The sequence below is a fragment of the Dehalococcoidia bacterium genome (assembly GCA_035528575.1).
In the GTDB taxonomy this organism is placed as follows: Bacteria; Chloroflexota; Dehalococcoidia; order E44-bin15; family E44-bin15; genus DATKYK01.
In genome coordinates this window covers 1-15,537 of sequence record DATKYK010000044.1, presented here as the reverse complement: position 1 = coordinate 15,537, position 15,537 = coordinate 1, and the positions used below count along the sequence as shown (strand labels likewise).

15 protein-coding genes are annotated in these 15,537 nt (G+C 48.7%); 3 read left to right on the top strand and 12 right to left on the bottom strand.

The genetic code is table 11. The features are described 5' to 3' along the window. Positions 1–112 precede the first annotated feature (112 nt). From VMX96_10855 to VMX96_10845, 3 genes are all read right to left on the bottom strand, one after another. Entirely contained in the window at positions 113–1,519 is a 1,407-nt protein-coding gene (locus VMX96_10855; GenBank protein ID HUU64392.1) for an MBL fold metallo-hydrolase, read from the bottom strand. A gap of 87 nt (positions 1,520–1,606) precedes the next feature. Then, positions 1,607–2,254 (bottom strand): hypothetical protein, encoded by a 648-nt coding sequence (locus VMX96_10850; protein ID HUU64391.1) that lies wholly within the window; start codon positions 2,252–2,254, stop codon positions 1,607–1,609. A 51-nt stretch (positions 2,255–2,305) separates the two neighbouring features. Beyond that, complete coding sequence (locus VMX96_10845; GenBank protein HUU64390.1) at positions 2,306–3,208, bottom strand: universal stress protein; 903 nt, start codon at positions 3,206–3,208, stop codon at positions 2,306–2,308. Between the two features lie 265 nt (positions 3,209–3,473). Here VMX96_10845 and VMX96_10840 point away from each other — a divergent pair, with 265 nt between their 5' ends. Next, complete coding sequence (locus tag VMX96_10840; GenBank protein ID HUU64389.1) at positions 3,474–3,782, top strand: CxxC-x17-CxxC domain-containing protein; 309 nt, start codon at positions 3,474–3,476, stop codon at positions 3,780–3,782. A gap of 151 nt (positions 3,783–3,933) precedes the next feature. On the opposite strand, the gene VMX96_10835 is transcribed toward VMX96_10840, so the two are convergent. The 8 genes from VMX96_10835 to VMX96_10800 form a co-directional block, all read right to left on the bottom strand. Continuing rightward, positions 3,934–4,149 (bottom strand): dodecin family protein, encoded by a 216-nt coding sequence (locus VMX96_10835; protein HUU64388.1) that lies wholly within the window; start codon positions 4,147–4,149, stop codon positions 3,934–3,936. A gap of 61 nt (positions 4,150–4,210) precedes the next feature. Next, the gene (locus VMX96_10830; GenBank protein ID HUU64387.1) at positions 4,211–4,909 is read right to left on the bottom strand and encodes a hypothetical protein; all 699 of its coding nucleotides are present in this window, start codon (positions 4,907–4,909) and stop codon (positions 4,211–4,213) included. Between the two features lie 423 nt (positions 4,910–5,332). Beyond that, the gene (locus VMX96_10825; protein ID HUU64386.1) at positions 5,333–6,019 is read right to left on the bottom strand and encodes an alpha/beta hydrolase; all 687 of its coding nucleotides are present in this window, start codon (positions 6,017–6,019) and stop codon (positions 5,333–5,335) included. A gap of 263 nt (positions 6,020–6,282) precedes the next feature. Continuing rightward, entirely contained in the window at positions 6,283–7,479 is a 1,197-nt protein-coding gene (locus VMX96_10820) for a CFI-box-CTERM domain-containing protein (protein HUU64385.1), read from the bottom strand. Positions 7,480–8,016: 537 nt separating this feature from the next. After that, a complete protein-coding gene (locus VMX96_10815) occupies positions 8,017–8,562 on the bottom strand; it encodes a flavodoxin family protein (protein HUU64384.1) in 546 nt (181 codons plus the stop codon). Positions 8,563–8,669: 107 nt separating this feature from the next. Next, complete coding sequence (locus VMX96_10810) at positions 8,670–8,855, bottom strand: aspartate/glutamate racemase family protein (GenBank protein HUU64383.1); 186 nt, start codon at positions 8,853–8,855, stop codon at positions 8,670–8,672. A gap of 33 nt (positions 8,856–8,888) precedes the next feature. After that, a complete protein-coding gene (locus tag VMX96_10805) occupies positions 8,889–9,761 on the bottom strand; it encodes an alpha/beta hydrolase (GenBank protein HUU64382.1) in 873 nt (290 codons plus the stop codon). An 834-nt stretch (positions 9,762–10,595) separates the two neighbouring features. Then, positions 10,596–11,171 carry a hypothetical protein gene (locus tag VMX96_10800; protein ID HUU64381.1) on the bottom strand — a complete coding sequence of 192 codons (576 nt, stop codon included), beginning with the start codon at positions 11,169–11,171 and terminating at the stop codon, positions 10,596–10,598. A 317-nt stretch (positions 11,172–11,488) separates the two neighbouring features. Here VMX96_10800 and VMX96_10795 point away from each other — a divergent pair, with 317 nt between their 5' ends. Next, positions 11,489–12,643: a DUF362 domain-containing protein gene (locus VMX96_10795; GenBank protein ID HUU64380.1), complete on the top strand. Its 1,155-nt coding sequence runs from the start codon at positions 11,489–11,491 to the stop codon at positions 12,641–12,643. Between the two features lie 558 nt (positions 12,644–13,201). Then, on the top strand, positions 13,202–13,654 hold the full coding sequence (locus VMX96_10790; protein HUU64379.1) for a hypothetical protein: 453 nt from the start codon (positions 13,202–13,204) through the stop codon (positions 13,652–13,654). Positions 13,655–14,001: 347 nt separating this feature from the next. Here the strand turns inward: VMX96_10790 and VMX96_10785 are convergent, their stop codons facing one another. Then, on the bottom strand, positions 14,002–15,147 hold the full coding sequence (locus tag VMX96_10785) for a CFI-box-CTERM domain-containing protein (GenBank protein ID HUU64378.1): 1,146 nt from the start codon (positions 15,145–15,147) through the stop codon (positions 14,002–14,004). Positions 15,148–15,537 lie beyond the last annotated feature (390 nt).

Genomic DNA, 15,537 nt, shown 5'->3' with positions numbered 1-15,537 from the left:
TGAGGTGTCGATATCGCGTTTTAGACCCTCTGTAGATACAAAACTCAGACTCCTTTACTTCTGATCATGGTGTCACAATCTCGAACTTGGAAACGTATTCCCGTGCTACATACTAGTCTAGAATTGACTCATTCCCGTACTCTGGGACTGATATATTCCATCCAGTTCTTTCCGTGAGAAAATCAGCAAACTGCAACGCCGTTTCTGGCTCGCCATGGACAACGAATATTTGCGTAGGCGGCCTATTTAAACTCGACAACCACTGGAACAGTTCGTCCCTGTCAGCGTGGGCAGAGAAACCGTTTATCTGAGCTATTTTCGCTCTAATCGGGTATTCCTTTCCCAATATCCTAACTTTCCGAGCACCGTCTACGATAAGTCTTCCCAGAGTTCCTATAGCTTGATACCCAATAAACAGAATCGTGCACTCTGGCCGTGAGATGTTTGTCACAAGGTGATGCTTTACCCTGCCTCCAGTGCACATGCCAGAGCCAGCTATTATCATTGTACTTCCAGTTATGTTGTTTATCGCCTTTGACTGATCTGTCTCCCTAACCATTGTGAGACCGGGGAAGTCGAACGGTGAACTTCCCTTTCGGATTAATTCCAGCATATCACTGTCATATAATTCAGGATGTTTTTCGAAGATATCCGTGATGCCCACAGCCATTGGGCTATCGAGGAAAACCATTAGATGAGGTATACGCCTCTCCATAAGCAGTTTATTCAGGTAGTAGAGAACTTCCTGAGACCGCTCGAGAGCGAAACTAGGGACTACTATATTCCCTCGGGCTTGTACGGTCGAGTTAATAACCTCCGCCAACTGATTGGTTACGCTCTCAGAGTCCTCGTGTAATCTGTCGCCGTAGGTGGATTCAATAAGTACATAGTCAGCTTCGTTAAATAGTGTCGGATCTCGGAGTATAGGTTTATTCCAACGCCCAACGTCTCCGGAGAATAGTACACTTCTCTTTTCTCCATTTTGGCCTATATTGACCAATATCATCGATGATCCTAGGACGTGGCCAGCATCGTGGAAAGTAGCAGAAACACTGTTACCTATAAGTACGGGCTCACCGTAACGAACCGGAGAGAGAAGAGAGCAACAAGCCTTCGCATCAGCCGGTGTGTAAAGCGGTACCTCCGGATAGAGACCTTTTCTTCTCTCTCGCTCATGCCTTTTTATCTTGTGCTCTGCATCTTCTTCTTGGATCTTTGCAGAATCCATAAGCATGATTTGAGTAATGTCGGCAGTTGCAGCTGTACTGACAATACGACCGCGAAATCCTTCGCGTACCAGCTTGGGTAAAAGGCCGCAATGGTCGAGGTGAGCGTGGGTAAGAAGCACAGCATCGAGGGTGTTTGGAGGAATAGGAAACGGGTCCCAGTTTCTATATATGTACTTCCTCTCCTGGTAAAGCCCGCAGTCTACCAGAAACCTGACGTTGTTGGCCTTGATTAGATACCGCGAGCCAGTAACATTTTGTGCCGCGCCTAGAAAATGTAGCTTGTTATGCATAACTCAAAAGACGTGATTAGTAGTTCATCAGTAATAATGTTTGCACAGTCCATTCTCACGTAACTCGGTGGTCACCAAGTAATTACTTCAAATAAGACCGGCAGGGCTAGGCTCAAGCAGGCCATCAGGGTCATGACCATTCATGATTTTCAAGTATCGTGGAAAAATTTGTTCCTTGTAAACGTTCTCCAGTTGGTCTAAGAGACGCTCGGGATCACTATCGGAGCATATGATCGCTCCGGTGTCCTTCTTAACCATTGCGACTATATTCCTTAAGTGCTTCGTTATTCCTCCCGTGCTTTCCATAATCCCAATGACTTTTCCCTCATCGTAGGCGATGGCAAACTCCCCCAGCGTCCCGGAGCGACCCCCGGCAAAGATGACTACATCACAGCTTCTAATATTATCTATTTCCCGCCCCATGAGGCCACTTCCCGTGTAAATGATGGCATCATAGCCGAAGGTAGGCGAATAATACTTGATTACATGCTCTTCCAAGTTCAGGGCAGGAGAAACCCCTACCACAACCCCTCCTTCTGCTTTGGCACCCTTAACAGCTTCGTGCGGCAATCCAGGGCAGGCCCCGGTCACGAGGACGTAACCCCTTCTGGCTATTTCGGCACCAAGGTGACGCAACGACTGCCGTACTTCATCCGGCAGCGTTCCGCCAGCTGACCCCATTACCCCTACAGTCATGCGAGGAAAAAGTAGCTCGTGGCATTTTATATCATTCATCAACCCTTTACTCCTTAGCTCTAATTTGTTGACCCAGATTCTATTTAAGTTTTAGTGTGGCCTCACCAGTAGGAGTGGAGTGTTCCCTGCATGGAGAACTTTATCTGCAGTGCTTCCCAATGTCCAACGATTGATGCCGGAATAACCATGCGTTGACATGGCAACGACATCTGCCCGTGTTTCATCAGCTGTCCTGATAATTTCATCAGCTGGAACCCCAACTACAACCTTAGACTTCGTCTTTATTCCTTTGTCCTTAAATTCTACTCCCACCGTATCCAAATACGTCTCATTCCTCGTCATTAAATTGATCATATCCTCTGGGCTATAGGACCGATTTACAGCTTCTCCTGGAATGCTGTAAAAGAAGTAGACCGGCGCAATCACGTGAAAGAAGGTTACTTCTGCTTTAAGCCTTGATGCTAGCTCCATTATATAGGGAATAACTGCTTCACTCACCTTTGATCCATCCAATGGCACCAGTATCTTCTTTATGAGGCGCTTCTTGTGCCCTTTGGGGATAGCATCCTTTTTCTTAGCCCTGATAAGCAATACAGGTTGTTCTGTCGCACTCACTACCTTGGATGCCACGCTTCCCAATAACCAGCGTCTTATACCAGAACGACCGTGAGTAGCCATTATGATTAAACCACTCTGTTGATTCTCAGCATAGTCCACAATCTCTTCAGCGACATTGCCTGCTAAAAAGACTGAGTTCACATTAATCGGTTCCCCCCCTATTTTCTCGTGAAATTTCTGGAGATTCTGTCTAGTAACCTCAACCATTTTATCTATATATACTCGATGCATGTGGTCGTAGGTATCATCTTCTGACTCAGCAACACGTATGAGAGTCACATCAGAATTTAGGTAGCATGCGATCTCTTCCGCGTAGGGTAAGGCGATCTCAGCCAAATACGAACCGTCAAGTGGAACAAGTATTCTCTTGTACATCCTGTCACCTCCCATTTGTATTGTGGGTTTGATGATACATTACATGTTTAGGAAAATCAATATACTCACTGCATCCATAGAATGAAAAGTGTATAGTATGTCCTGGACATCGCACAGCAACAACTTGACAGAATGTTCAATTTTATGATATGCTGAAACATCTGGTTCAAAGTAGGTTTTTCCCAACCTGTGTGATTCCTCGCGAGTTCCCCAGGGCCATGGATGACCAAGCTGAGACCAAGTCATAAAGGAAAGGAGGTTGTCCATGGACTACGTAGAGAAGACCCTCGAATGCGCGGATTGTGGCGTCAGTTTCACTTTTAGCGCAGATGAACAGGAGCTATTTGCTTCCAGGGGATTTACCAATGAGCCCAAGCGTTGTCCTGAATGCCGATCGGCCAGGAGACAACAGCGCGATGGGGATGGCTATGGCTATCAGAGGCAGAGGGAAATGCATTCTGCTACATGCGCCGAGTGTGGTAAAGACACGAAGGTACCCTTCGAGCCCCGACAGGGAAGACCGGTGTATTGCAACGAGTGCTACGCCAAGGTCAGGCTGCAGACCCGAAGTTAAGCAGGGCAACATAAAGGAAGAGGGGATTGTAATTGTCCCCTCTTTTCTTTTTGCCTCGGCGGGTAGCAATGGGCAAAACTACCTGTTCAGGGCCTTTTTCCATCAGTGGTGATGGTGTCTGGCTCTGCGGCTTTACCGCCGGTGGAACAGCTTAGTCGCCGCCCTGGTACTTGAAGGAGATCCTTACCTTGGCACGGTAGCTGGTCACCTTGCCGTTCTCGATCTGCATATCAAGCTCGTCGATCTCGGCGATACGAAGGTCGCGCAGGGACTTTGCAGCCGTAGCCACTGCATTGGCGGCAGCCTTCTCCCATGACTCGGGGCTTGTCCCCACCAGTGTAATGATCTTGTAGACACTCTCTGCCATAACTTTCCTCCTTTCATGGCAATTTATGAGACTAACTTATACACCACAATATACTGTCCTGTCAAGCCCCCCTTGGCCCATTTTCCTCCCATGCCTTCTTCAGGAAGGGATTCCGGTTGAGGTATTCATCTATATTCTCTCTGGGGGTCCTGTTAAGGGGGCAGGAGAAATTTATGCAGCTGGGACACACGAAAAGTATCAGAATCGAGCCGAAGGCGATCAATGTCAATAAAGTTGCCAGCACGACCCCGATCATTCCCAGGAGGGCGAGCTGACCGTACTCTCCGTAGTTGTAGGTTATGAACCCGATGCCGCAGCCTTCAACCGCGATGGGGAATCCGCCGAAGAAGATGAAACCTATTATCAGGCTTACCCTTTCGAACTGGTTCATTGGTTGGGGACGGTAATGCCATATCTTGGGCGCTCCGTGATTACCGATGCAATGCAGGATCTTGCCTCCTTCGCCATAAAAGGGGCAGTGGCAGCAGAGTATTCGTATTTCAAAGAACAGGAAGAAAACGACATAGAATACCCCGTATGCTATCAGCGGCCACCACGCCCCGGTCAAGATTGCGGTGACTGTCAGCCCGAAAAAGGCCATGATCATGAAGATTAGGGCGAGGATGAGAAATCTGGTTAGAGCTTTCCTGTCCCATTTGCAGTGCAATACATTATGATTGATGCAGTTGGCGCAATCTGCACCTTCGTCCCAGGTGCAGATATTATATGGATTCTTGCCCTTAATTCTCTCCGCTTCCATGTCTCCCTTTTCTTGCCAGTTGGCAGAATTGGTTATACCCTGTCGGGTTGCACTCTGTCAACCTCCTAACTCTCCGTCTCTGCCGAGAGACTTTCAGGGCCAACCTTACCCATCCTGCATAAATCCCACCCCGGCGATAGTAGTAGCCATCATATAGAGAGAATGTAGGTCGAGATAAGGATGTTGGAATAGGGAATATGGGGGGATCCTTGGGGGGGCGATCTTTTTGGATACTTATCGGGGAAGCGCGGATAGTTGGTTAGGTCAATTAACAAAGCTTATAGGATAAAGTCCCACCTGAAACGCAGGGGCTTTGTATGGTTGTCATCTAGCTCCCCAATGCCGGGAGATGTGTTACTCAGAACCGTGCTATCCTCCAGAACTCGGATGCCTTTGGTTTGATAGCCAGACCTAAATCATTTCTCAAAGGCTACTCAGGAAGTTATCGATAGCCTGATTGACCTCTCTGGGCTTTTCAGCAAAGACCATATGGGTGCCCCCGTCGATAATTACCTCCCTGGCTCCCCCGATCTTATCGGCGAGGTATTTGGTGTATTTCGGTGGGGTCATTGTGTCCTCGCTGCCACACAGAGCCAGGGTCGGCAGCCTGATGTCATGAACCCGATCCATGATGTCGAACTTGTCGCAGCAGAGCATATCGTTGAGGAAAACGGCAGGGCCATTCTCCAGAGCCCTCCTCCGGAGCACCTCCATGAGTTCAGGGTTGATAGGCCCCTGTGACATTTCGAAGAAAGCCTCGAGCATACCGGGTTCGTCTTTAGCCTTCTCCAGCATCTTGAGGTACAGGGGATGGACGCGGAGCCTGGCGCCGCTGCCGATGAGAATGAGCCCCTTCAAATCTTCAGGATATTTCAGGGCATAAAGCTGAGCTATGGCACTGCCCAGCGAGTGGCCTGCCAGCACGACATCGCTATAGCCAAAATCCTGAATGTATCCCCGCAGCCACTCCACATAGCCCTCAACGCTGGTGCGCGGCTCGCCCTCGGGGTGGCCGGGGAGATCGATAACATCGGCAGCGGGAAAGTGACTCGTCTGGTAGTGCCAGGCTTCCTTGCAGCCGCCTGAGCCATGAATAAAAATCAGCTTCATACCTGGATCCCCCTCATCAATACGACATTTTCAATGTCTTTTCTCCCCAAGGAGAAGAGAATAGATGGCGTAAAGACATTTCATCAATCGGCTTGAAATACATTTTGACTAATCATTTCCCTATTTCTACACGTAGGTGGAGTCGAAATCGAGTTTCATGTGGCAAGGATACTCCTGTGGAAATAATCTTTCAATGCCAAAGGCTATATAACAAAGGGGCCACCCGTCTCGGGTAGCCCCCCATAATTCGCTTGGCTGGTGCTTTAATCTTGCCAGAGAGTCTCCGTGGCTTCCACTAACGAAGCAATGGGGTCAACCAGGAGCTCCCTGACCAAAGTCCTTAACACATCATTCTCTGATATGAAATCCGCCACTGGAGGGCTAACCTCATAATAGAAATCCACGAGTTGAGAGCCCACTGTGCTTTCCAGCAGCACCTCATCCCTGAAGGCCCGCAACACGTCGATTTCCGCAGCGCTCGCTGTGCCGTAGGCAGCGGTGGCGATGAAGCAGCCACCCCCGCCATCAACTTCTTCGACTCGGTATGGCTCGTACTTCACCTTGTCGCTGACTGGGACGCCCTGACCAAGGGGGTTGTACCAGCCACCTATGTCATCTGAGCCATCATAAGGTCCTGTGGCATGTCCCCACCAGTTGTCCGTGGCATCGATTATTTGAGCGGAGGGGTCGCTGAAGTAGTTGTTAATCCCAGCGTTATTGCTGAGATAGAAGTTATTGTTGTGTGCCTGGACATTGGTGCCAACGTTCGAACACCCAAATCCTTCCGCCGTGTTGCCGCTGAAGTCGTTGTTCTGGATGCTCACATTGTTCAATCCATCTGAACCAATACCGACAAGGTTGTCGTGGAAGTCATTACCTGTAACCTCAAGGTCGTTGTTGCTGGACGGACCCACGTAAATACCACTCATCCAGTTTGTGAACTCGTTATCGCTGACAACGATGTTGGATGTGCTGGAACTGAATTCGATACCACGTGCGTTAACGCCAATCCCGGGTCCATATACTACGTTGTTGGAGATAGTGTGCCCACTGGTACCACCATTGATATAGATGCCTGAAGATCCAGTACTATCGATCCGAAAACCATCGATAACCACATCGTTGAATTGAATCGTAATACCTCCGATGATGATCGACTCGGACCCTCTGGTTTCAGGATTGGCGCCAGCAGATTTTCCTTCATTGGCACCTCGTAGGGTCAGGTTCGCTACGCTGACGATTACATTCTCATTATATGTCCCCGCTGCTACGACGATTGTATCGCCACCTGCAGGATTAGCAGCATCGATTGCAGCCTGAATGGAACTGTAACAACCACCCGTCCCACTTGGATTAACACATAAAGTAGCTGCCTGCGCAGGACTAGCCGGCACTATCACCGCCGCCAGCGAGAAGGCTAGCACGAGTGCTAATGCCACATATACTATCTTTGCTTTCACTTTTTCACCCCCTTTCAGCATTAACCGAAGGCAACGATGAGAGCGTCGCGATGGTATACTTATTCACAACTGTCAAGTCGCTCCCCTCCCTGCTTCTTGGTTTGAAATTAAAACGGCACTAACCCCCTACGCTTTTATTTTGCGCACGGGGCCTGCAATCGAGTTTATACCACAGTGTATAAAGCCTGTCAATCTATCTTATCCTCACAAAAGCTAACTATTCCTACATAATACTATGGAATAGGCGGGCGCAGGTCTTGGTGCTGTGCAAAATCGAAGCGGGGATTAATTCCTGATTGACAATTTCATCAACCTGGCGGAGGACGGGGGTACGTTAGGTTACACTGGAGTGTCACCTGCGAAGTAGCCAACACAGGCAGCCACGTTTTCTTTCGGTATAGGGCCGATAATCGTCCTGCGCACTATGCTGTTCACTCCGTCAGCGCCTACTATTAGTCTTGAACGGTATTCTCTACTTCTGGGCACCATACTATACCATCCCCCCTGTTCGGCCTTGGCATGGACAATGGTGCATTCTCAGACCCGCAGGGTCAGGAAAAGCCTTCTCCCCAAGCGCTCAAGTCGCCTCTCGACATCCATATCTTTGGATATCTGCTCAGGGGTTTTAGCTAAAGCTGTGACATCGCCGACCCATCTCATGCCACAGACAGAGGAGTAGGTCCTCAGGTTCTCGACCGCCTTTCCAATGCTTTCTTCTGCCACTGCTATGCCGACTATCGGCTTTAACTCTAGCCTTGGCCAGATAGGACAAGTTCTGTCTATAAAATTCTTGAGCAGGCCGGAAAGCATTTCAAAATAGACCGGCGTGCCAAGGGCTAGCCCATCGGCCTCAACCAGCTTGGGGTAAATCTCCTGCATGTCATCCTGAATCCTACAGATCACCTTCCGTTGTCCCCCCCCCGCTTCGCAGCTTAAGCAGCCATCGCACGTTCTGATGTCCTTCTCCCTGAGCAAAATCAGCTCAGAGTCTACCCCATCTCTGGCAGCCCCTTCCAATAGCTTTCTGAGCATCCACTCTGTGTTGCCTTTTCTGGGAGAACCGCAAATACCGACGACTTTCATTTCATTCCACCCTTTCGACCCCCGTGAACCGGAGTCAAGCTAACAAAACGCCCTTGTTTCTAGATTCCTAGGATCAAGTGCAACCAATTATCAAAAGGAGTAAATCCCTATCTTTTAGTGAGTGCTAGATTTACTGCTGCTTGCGCATGAAGCCGAGTAGTATCCAGTAACGGAACATCTACGTCACTGGGGCGAAGAAGCAAGGGGAGTTCGGTGCATCCGAGCACAATTCCCTCGGCGCCTTGTCGTATCAGCCCATTGATAATCCTAACGCAAGCACGGCGATGGTGCAGCGATATGCTTGCTCAGTCAGTTCTTTTAATAGCCTAAGGCTTTATGCGATTTGATTTAAGATGCATTAAGATTTCACTATATACGCGCTCGGGTTCTTCCTGGATCAACCAATGGCCGGCATTTAACTCGACAAGCCGGTATGAACCTTTCATGTATTGCCCCGCCCGTTCTACTGCCACACGACCGATTGCAGTATCCTGGTTGCCCCAGATCAGTAGTGTTGGATACCAGACCGGCCCGAACATTGCTCCTCGATAGCCCTGGTCTAATATAAAGGAGTTAGCACGATACCAGTTGAGTGCAGCAGTGAGCGCACCTGGCTGAGTAAAGACGGTAATATACTCTTCTACTTGTTCTTCCGGTATTGATGACCAGATTGCACGCAATGGTTCTAGATTATTCGCGGTAAGAGTTTTCTCTGGCTTCTCTGGCAATCTAAAGAAGGACATATATTGGCTACGTTGCTTTTGGTCGGGATCGTCAGCAAGTGCTGACCTAAACGCATCTATATGGGGTACAGACATGGCAATCCAACTATGCACGCGCTCGGGATATAGAGATAGTAGGATCCACCCGATGGCAGACCCCCAATCATGTCCCACGAGGTGAAAACGCTTAAAACCGAGCGCATCAGCCAGAGCAACAATATCAGAGGTTAACTCATGGTAGGTGTACTTTTCGATTCCCTCGGGACGGGCATTGGGGCTGTAACCTCTCTGGTCGGGTGCAAAGCAACGGTATCCCTCATCCGCTAAACGTTCCATAGGGCCTACCCACATGATCGAAGTCTCGGGAAAGCCATGCAGCAAAATGACTGGCTCGCCGGAAACATTGTCCAGACCAGCGCCCCTGCCACGAAAGGTCATTCCATTTGTTTCAATTTCGAGAAGCCGATGATCAGCCACTTAAATACCCGTTCTTATTATGTATTTGTAATAATTCCAGTCAACGACGTATATATTAACGCTGGCCCTGCCTTTTAATGTTGCAAAAAGTCCATCCCTGAAAACGCTGACCTTGTTAATAACTGACAGGATCTGCCTGCTCATCCCTTCGTAGCAGAACGCCACACTATGTCGTTCAGGTCGAGGCTGCCCGATCATTCTAAAGGTCATTAGGACCAGGACTTTTCGCGGGCTCACCACAAATTATAAACTCAGCCAGCTTCTCTACCTCTTTATACCTCTTACCGTCTTTCAGTATATGATACATCCACTACAGTAGCTTCCTCGTAGTAGCTACCTTGGCTACCTTACCTCCCTTCCTTCTCTCTACCTTATGATAGAATCGGCGCAATGGACCTGGGGGACTGAAAACCTCGATTGTGCAATCCTGTGGCCTGGATTTCTTAGTATGCTCGACAATTCTCTTACCATAAGGACCCTGACACAGAGCTAGAATACGCATGATAACACTCAGAATCTGATAGGTCTAGAGTTCAAGCACAACCGACGTTTTGATTTTACCATAATGTGGGAATCTGTTACATCATGCTCGTGTATGCCTGTCACAAGGTGCCTGGTATGCTTTTTGTAGCCAAGGTGGCATTGAGGTTGGTTGTGTGGGGAGATGGTAGGGGTTCATGAGGTAGTTACACGATTGCAGCGTGAGGTTGTGCTGGTAAGGGGCAAAACAAAGCCTTAAAGACAGGGTTTCGCTCTTCGAGTGAGAGCCCGCCTGCTAAATCAGTTTTATCCGGTGTTTTAATTTTGTGAGCACAACGTGCCACAAGAACAAGCTCAGCACATATTCTGCAGGCAGACATCTCCCTCAGGGTTGCTGTTCACCCACCAATCGCACTCGCTATCGTTGGATGGGATACCATCCATAAAGTCGGGAACAAGCTTTGTCCACTCTATGTCTCCTGGCTGGCCGTCAGCGGTAGGCCACTCACCGTACTCGGTATTGTAAGCACCAAGGGCATCCTGAATGGCATCCCTGGCCTCCGTGCACGTCATCGGAATAATTGGCAGCGGAGTAGGCGTCGGCGTGGGAGTGGGGGTAGGAGTAGGAGTAGGCGTAGGCGTAGGAGTGGGGCTAGGGGTGGGAGTAGGAGTGGGAATAGGAGTAGGTGTAGGCGTGGGCGTAAGCGTAGGCGTAGGAGTATAGGTAGAGGTAGGCGTAGGGGTAGGGGTGGGAGTAGGCGTAAGCGTGGGAGTAGGGGTAGGCGTAGGAGTATAGGTGGTCACTGGGGTAGGCGAGGGTGTAGGTGTAGCCGTCGCTTCTGTATTAAACCCGCCTGTGATACCAACTACGGCAACCGTTATTAAAGTGATTAGGAGGATAGCTATTATTACTATAAGTGCAATTTTCATTGTCTACTTACGCTCTCGTATGGTAATGAGCATACCCCTGGGGTACTGGCCTGTCAATGCCCAAGGCAGTAGGAGGAAGAGGGATTGAAGTGGCAGAAAGTCAGTATGAGAGCTGATGATATTACCTAGATAGAGGAAACAGCTAAAGATATTGGAGCAGGAGCCAGGCAAATTGCGGTTCCCGAAGGAAGCTCTGGTTGTCTAAGAGGGTTGATTACTATGAGGAACAGGGTTAGGATATGTCTCAGATATATTTCCACCAGTTATGGGATGCAACCAGACTTACTGTCAACGGCGACGTATATTTAGGATGAAGAATGATGAATAAATCAAGAGTAGCTTTAGTAAGGTGCAACACATATGATGAGGAGCAAGTATACGAGGCCTTAAAGGCAGGGGTTGACCTTCTTGATGGAATCTCTAATTTTGTAGGGTCAGAGGAAAGAATCGTACTCAAGCCGAACGTGCTGGTTGGTACAAATCCTCAAAAGTGCGTTACCACACATCCGTCTGTGTTCAAAGCTGCCGGGAGATTGCTTCAAAATGCCGGTGCCAAAGTGTACTATGGCGATTCTCCAAGCTTTGGTAAATGTGAATGGAATATGAAAAGGGCTAATTTGAAGCAGGAGGCAGACCAACTGGGGATCCGACTAGCTGATTTTGACAACGGGAGGTCTGTTAGTCACAAGGAGGCATTATTAATCAAGAGCTTTGTCATTGCTAATGGGGTTTTGGATTCAGACGGACTCGTAAGTCTACCGAAACTGAAAACACATCCGCTTACCCGATTTACCGGGGCCGTTAAGAATCAATTCGGATGTATTCCTGGTCTCTTGAAAAGCCAGTATCACGTGAAGCTGCCTGACCCGTATGATTTTGCCACTATGCTCGTTGATTTAAATACTCTAATAAGACCCCGTCTATCTATTATGGATGGTATTATGGCCATGGAGGGCAACGGTCCAAGAAGCGGAAAGCCTAAGAATCTGGGCGTTCTACTGCTCTCCAGCGATCCGATCGCCATCGATTCTATAGCTTGTAGAATTATTGATCTTGACCCCGAAGCGGTGCCAACATCGAAACCTGGTGAAAGGGCAGGCCTCGGAGTATACTATCATGGAAACATTGAAGTAGTTGGAGAAAACATAGAGTCGTTCATCGATGTGAATTTTGAGGTGATTCGAACTCCTCCTGTCCGGTCTAGCGGCGGGCGTGTGAAGACGTTTATAAAAAATCGGATATGCCCGAGACCGGCTATCGATGCCACAAAATGTACCAATTGCGGGACATGCGTTAAGATGTGCCCTGTGGATCCCAAAGCCGTCGATTGGCATAAGGGTGATAAAACCAAGCCACCCATGCACAGATATGGCCGCTGTATTCGCTGTTACTGCTGCCAGGAATCGTGTCCCGAGGGAGCGGTAGCCATAGATAATCCGCTGTTGGGCAGGATCTTTTTCCCGCTGAAATGATTTGGTCGCCATGAACCCATGGGCGTGCGAGATTTCGTTATAAAATTAGAACGTGCGGTTATGCTGGTAAGATAAGGGGCCACCCATTCTCGGGTAGCTCTTCTCTCATATCACACGTACTAAAGCCAAAGGCGCTATCACCGCCAGATTTTATTTAATCCATATTGTTTTTACTTGACAAACAGAGATATTAGAGGTATTTTCATGGTTGTTAAGGGAAGAAAGGCTATATAATGGCAAAGGGCGTTATATAGAAACTCGGTATGAAGCTGGACACTATAAGGGATTCAGATGGTAGAAAAGCGAGGAGCTATAAGAAGCTGAAGACACTGCAAAAAACATAAGAAGGGGTGGAATGAATATCGGGAGGTGTTTTGCTGCATTTTTAGGTATAGCAGGATAATCTTCATACAAGGGCAAGAGGATAACAAAGTGGCGGCAAGAGAGAAATTTTTAATATCAACGAAAAAATCGAATGTGTGACCGCCGCAGATAGAGACCTTAGGGAATACACAATAAAAAGGAAGTTCTATAAAAACATCGTAAGGAGCAGAGTAGATGACAGATGGTGAGATAAAACAGACTGACGAACTGGTTGACGATGAATTATGCAAGTGTCACCATTTCAAGTCGGATCATCGTGCAAAGTATACCGGCTATATTTCGAAGAGCGGTGAGGACTGTTTTGAGGAAGGGCAGGGAAGTTGCATAATGTGCGACTGCTCTCAGTTTACAAGGGCTGGTTCCGGTAAAAGACGAAGATTGGATGTTTCTATGGCAGCTACGCTTATCCAGTTAGATGCCACGCCAGCGCCCAAACAGGTAGAGTGGGCGAAGGAGAATCCAGATTTGGCTATTGCGCTGATCCGGTGGCAACATTCAAACGCACAAGAGATGTGGAGGTCAACTATTGAGGCTGTGAAAAGCCCGTCCCCTACCGACGAGGCTGTGAAAAGCCCATCCCCTACAGGCAACAAAGCAATCAAACGCAGGCTATTTAAAAAAGGTTAGGATTCCTTAACCACTGTGGGCTATAACGTAGGGGGCAACCCATTCTCGAGTAGTCCCACATAATCCGCCCGGCTGGGCTTTAGGGTTAAGGTGTGAAGGCGATATAATAGACCCCCCTAAAAATTCCACAGCTACTATCCTATCCTAGACAGACATGGCTTGACATAAGCCCCCCCCTTGGCAAGCTCCGTAGCTAAATAGTAGCTAAAATGGGTTGTCGCAAGTAGTATTTATGCAAGTGCTTCACTGCTGGCCACAGCAGGCTGTTGGTTAAAAAGAAGGGGCGGACGTTGCTGTCCACCCCAAGAGATACTAGACCTAAATACAGGCTGTGGAAGGCTGGCGCTTCAATCTCGCCATAGAGACCCCGTTGCTTCGACTACCCAAGCAACGGGATCAACCAAGAACTCCCTCACCAACGTCCTTAACCCCTCATGGTCCGATATAAAGTCCGCTACCGGGGGGCTGGTCTGGTAGTACCACTCCACAAGTTGAGAGCCGAGTGTGCTTTCCAGCAGCACCTCATCCCTGAACGCTCTGAGAGTGTCGATTTCCGCAGCGCTCGATGTGCCATAGGCTGCGGTGGCGATGAAGCATTTTACCGTAGGGTAGTCAGGGGTTGGTGTGGGTGTGGGCGTAGTTGTTGGTGTGGGTGTGGGCGTAGTTGTTGGTGTAGGTGTAGAGCCTGGCGTTGGTGTAGGAGTAGAGCCTGGCGTTGGTGTAGGTGTAGGTGTAGGTGTAGAAGTAGGCGTGGGTGTAGGTGTAGGCGTGGGTGTAGGCGTAGGTATCGGAGCAAGTGTAAACCAAATCTTATGGCAGATGGCTTCCTTGAACAAGCCAGCATTAAGTCCAACATCATACACCCACCCGGGTGTGAATGGTGGGGCTATAGTACCAGGTCGGGGCCATACAATTTCGTCCCGTAACCAATTTATGTCCGTTGGTCGACGGATATCTCCGATTCCCTCTGCGCTGATCTCATCAATTCCATAAAGTATAGCGTTATTACGTGCCCACTTCGTTAAATTGAAATTAACTACATACAGTCCAATGTCGCTACTTATGTTAATGATCTGCTTTGCGGCAGAGGCGAAGTTTGTAGAGTTGCGGATTTCATATAAGGCCAGGTCTATACCGGCTTCGATAGTTGTTGTCCCTTCAGCGTGGATGATCTTCGAGACGTCAGCAGCGACATCATTGCGATTGATATAAGTTACGACAATGGGACCAATTTCCGTACGAGCACCGCCTTCCAAGTTCTCAGAGAATTGAATAACCGTAAGCTCCACATAGTGATCGGGTATGCAATATGGGTCAATGATAGCAAGGTGCAGCCCGTTTATCTGGGTGTTCCACTCTGCTAAGCTCATAGAGCCCGACCCATCCAGGAGTACCGCCAGCTGTATGCTGGGCGTAGTGCTATCTCTGGGGCCTGCTGTGTCAATAGCGTATTGAACGCTATCGCCTGGACTTGTATACCATGTGTCTGACAAAACCGGGCCTGCCGCAGGTGGAGAAACTGCAGCTACAAAGGAAAGGCAGATGGCCATAGTCGTAAGGATTACTAATGCTTTGGCTTTCATTTCTTTAATCTCGCATTGGTTTGAAGTTGACAGAGTATTGATGTCCCATAAAGAGTCTGGAGACTAAAAAAACCTTCGCCGCCAGGGTTCTCCACCCCGAGCGAAGGTCCTTCTCTTGGGGCAAACGATATCGCCACACCTCCTAATCCTATATTCTGTTGGTGTGAATCCTCGTCTTCCCCGTATGCGATTGTGGCTATCTTCAGCCGCCGGCCGGTGCTAGCACGACGCTCTATCTCTATATAAAAATATATCACAAGAAAGGCGTTTTGTCAATCTCGTGTAAGGCAGCGGACGTGC

Excerpts from the sequence above, each read along its gene's own strand:
- VMX96_10855 (HUU64392.1), bottom strand. The coding sequence starts at position 1,519 with ATGCATAACAAGCTACATTTTCTAGGCGCGGCACAAAATGTTACTGGC.
- VMX96_10850 (HUU64391.1), bottom strand. The coding sequence starts at position 2,254 with ATGAATGATATAAAATGCCACGAGCTACTTTTTCCTCGCATGACTGTA.
- VMX96_10845 (HUU64390.1), bottom strand. The coding sequence starts at position 3,208 with ATGTACAAGAGAATACTTGTTCCACTTGACGGTTCGTATTTGGCTGAG.
- VMX96_10840 (HUU64389.1), top strand. The coding sequence starts at position 3,474 with ATGGACTACGTAGAGAAGACCCTCGAATGCGCGGATTGTGGCGTCAGT.
- VMX96_10835 (HUU64388.1), bottom strand. The coding sequence starts at position 4,149 with ATGGCAGAGAGTGTCTACAAGATCATTACACTGGTGGGGACAAGCCCC.
- VMX96_10830 (HUU64387.1), bottom strand. The coding sequence starts at position 4,909 with ATGGAAGCGGAGAGAATTAAGGGCAAGAATCCATATAATATCTGCACC.
- VMX96_10825 (HUU64386.1), bottom strand. The coding sequence starts at position 6,019 with ATGAAGCTGATTTTTATTCATGGCTCAGGCGGCTGCAAGGAAGCCTGG.
- VMX96_10815 (HUU64384.1), bottom strand. The coding sequence starts at position 8,562 with ATGAAAGTCGTCGGTATTTGCGGTTCTCCCAGAAAAGGCAACACAGAG.
- VMX96_10800 (HUU64381.1), bottom strand. The coding sequence starts at position 11,171 with ATGAAAATTGCACTTATAGTAATAATAGCTATCCTCCTAATCACTTTA.
- VMX96_10795 (HUU64380.1), top strand. The coding sequence starts at position 11,489 with ATGATGAATAAATCAAGAGTAGCTTTAGTAAGGTGCAACACATATGAT.
- VMX96_10790 (HUU64379.1), top strand. The coding sequence starts at position 13,202 with ATGACAGATGGTGAGATAAAACAGACTGACGAACTGGTTGACGATGAA.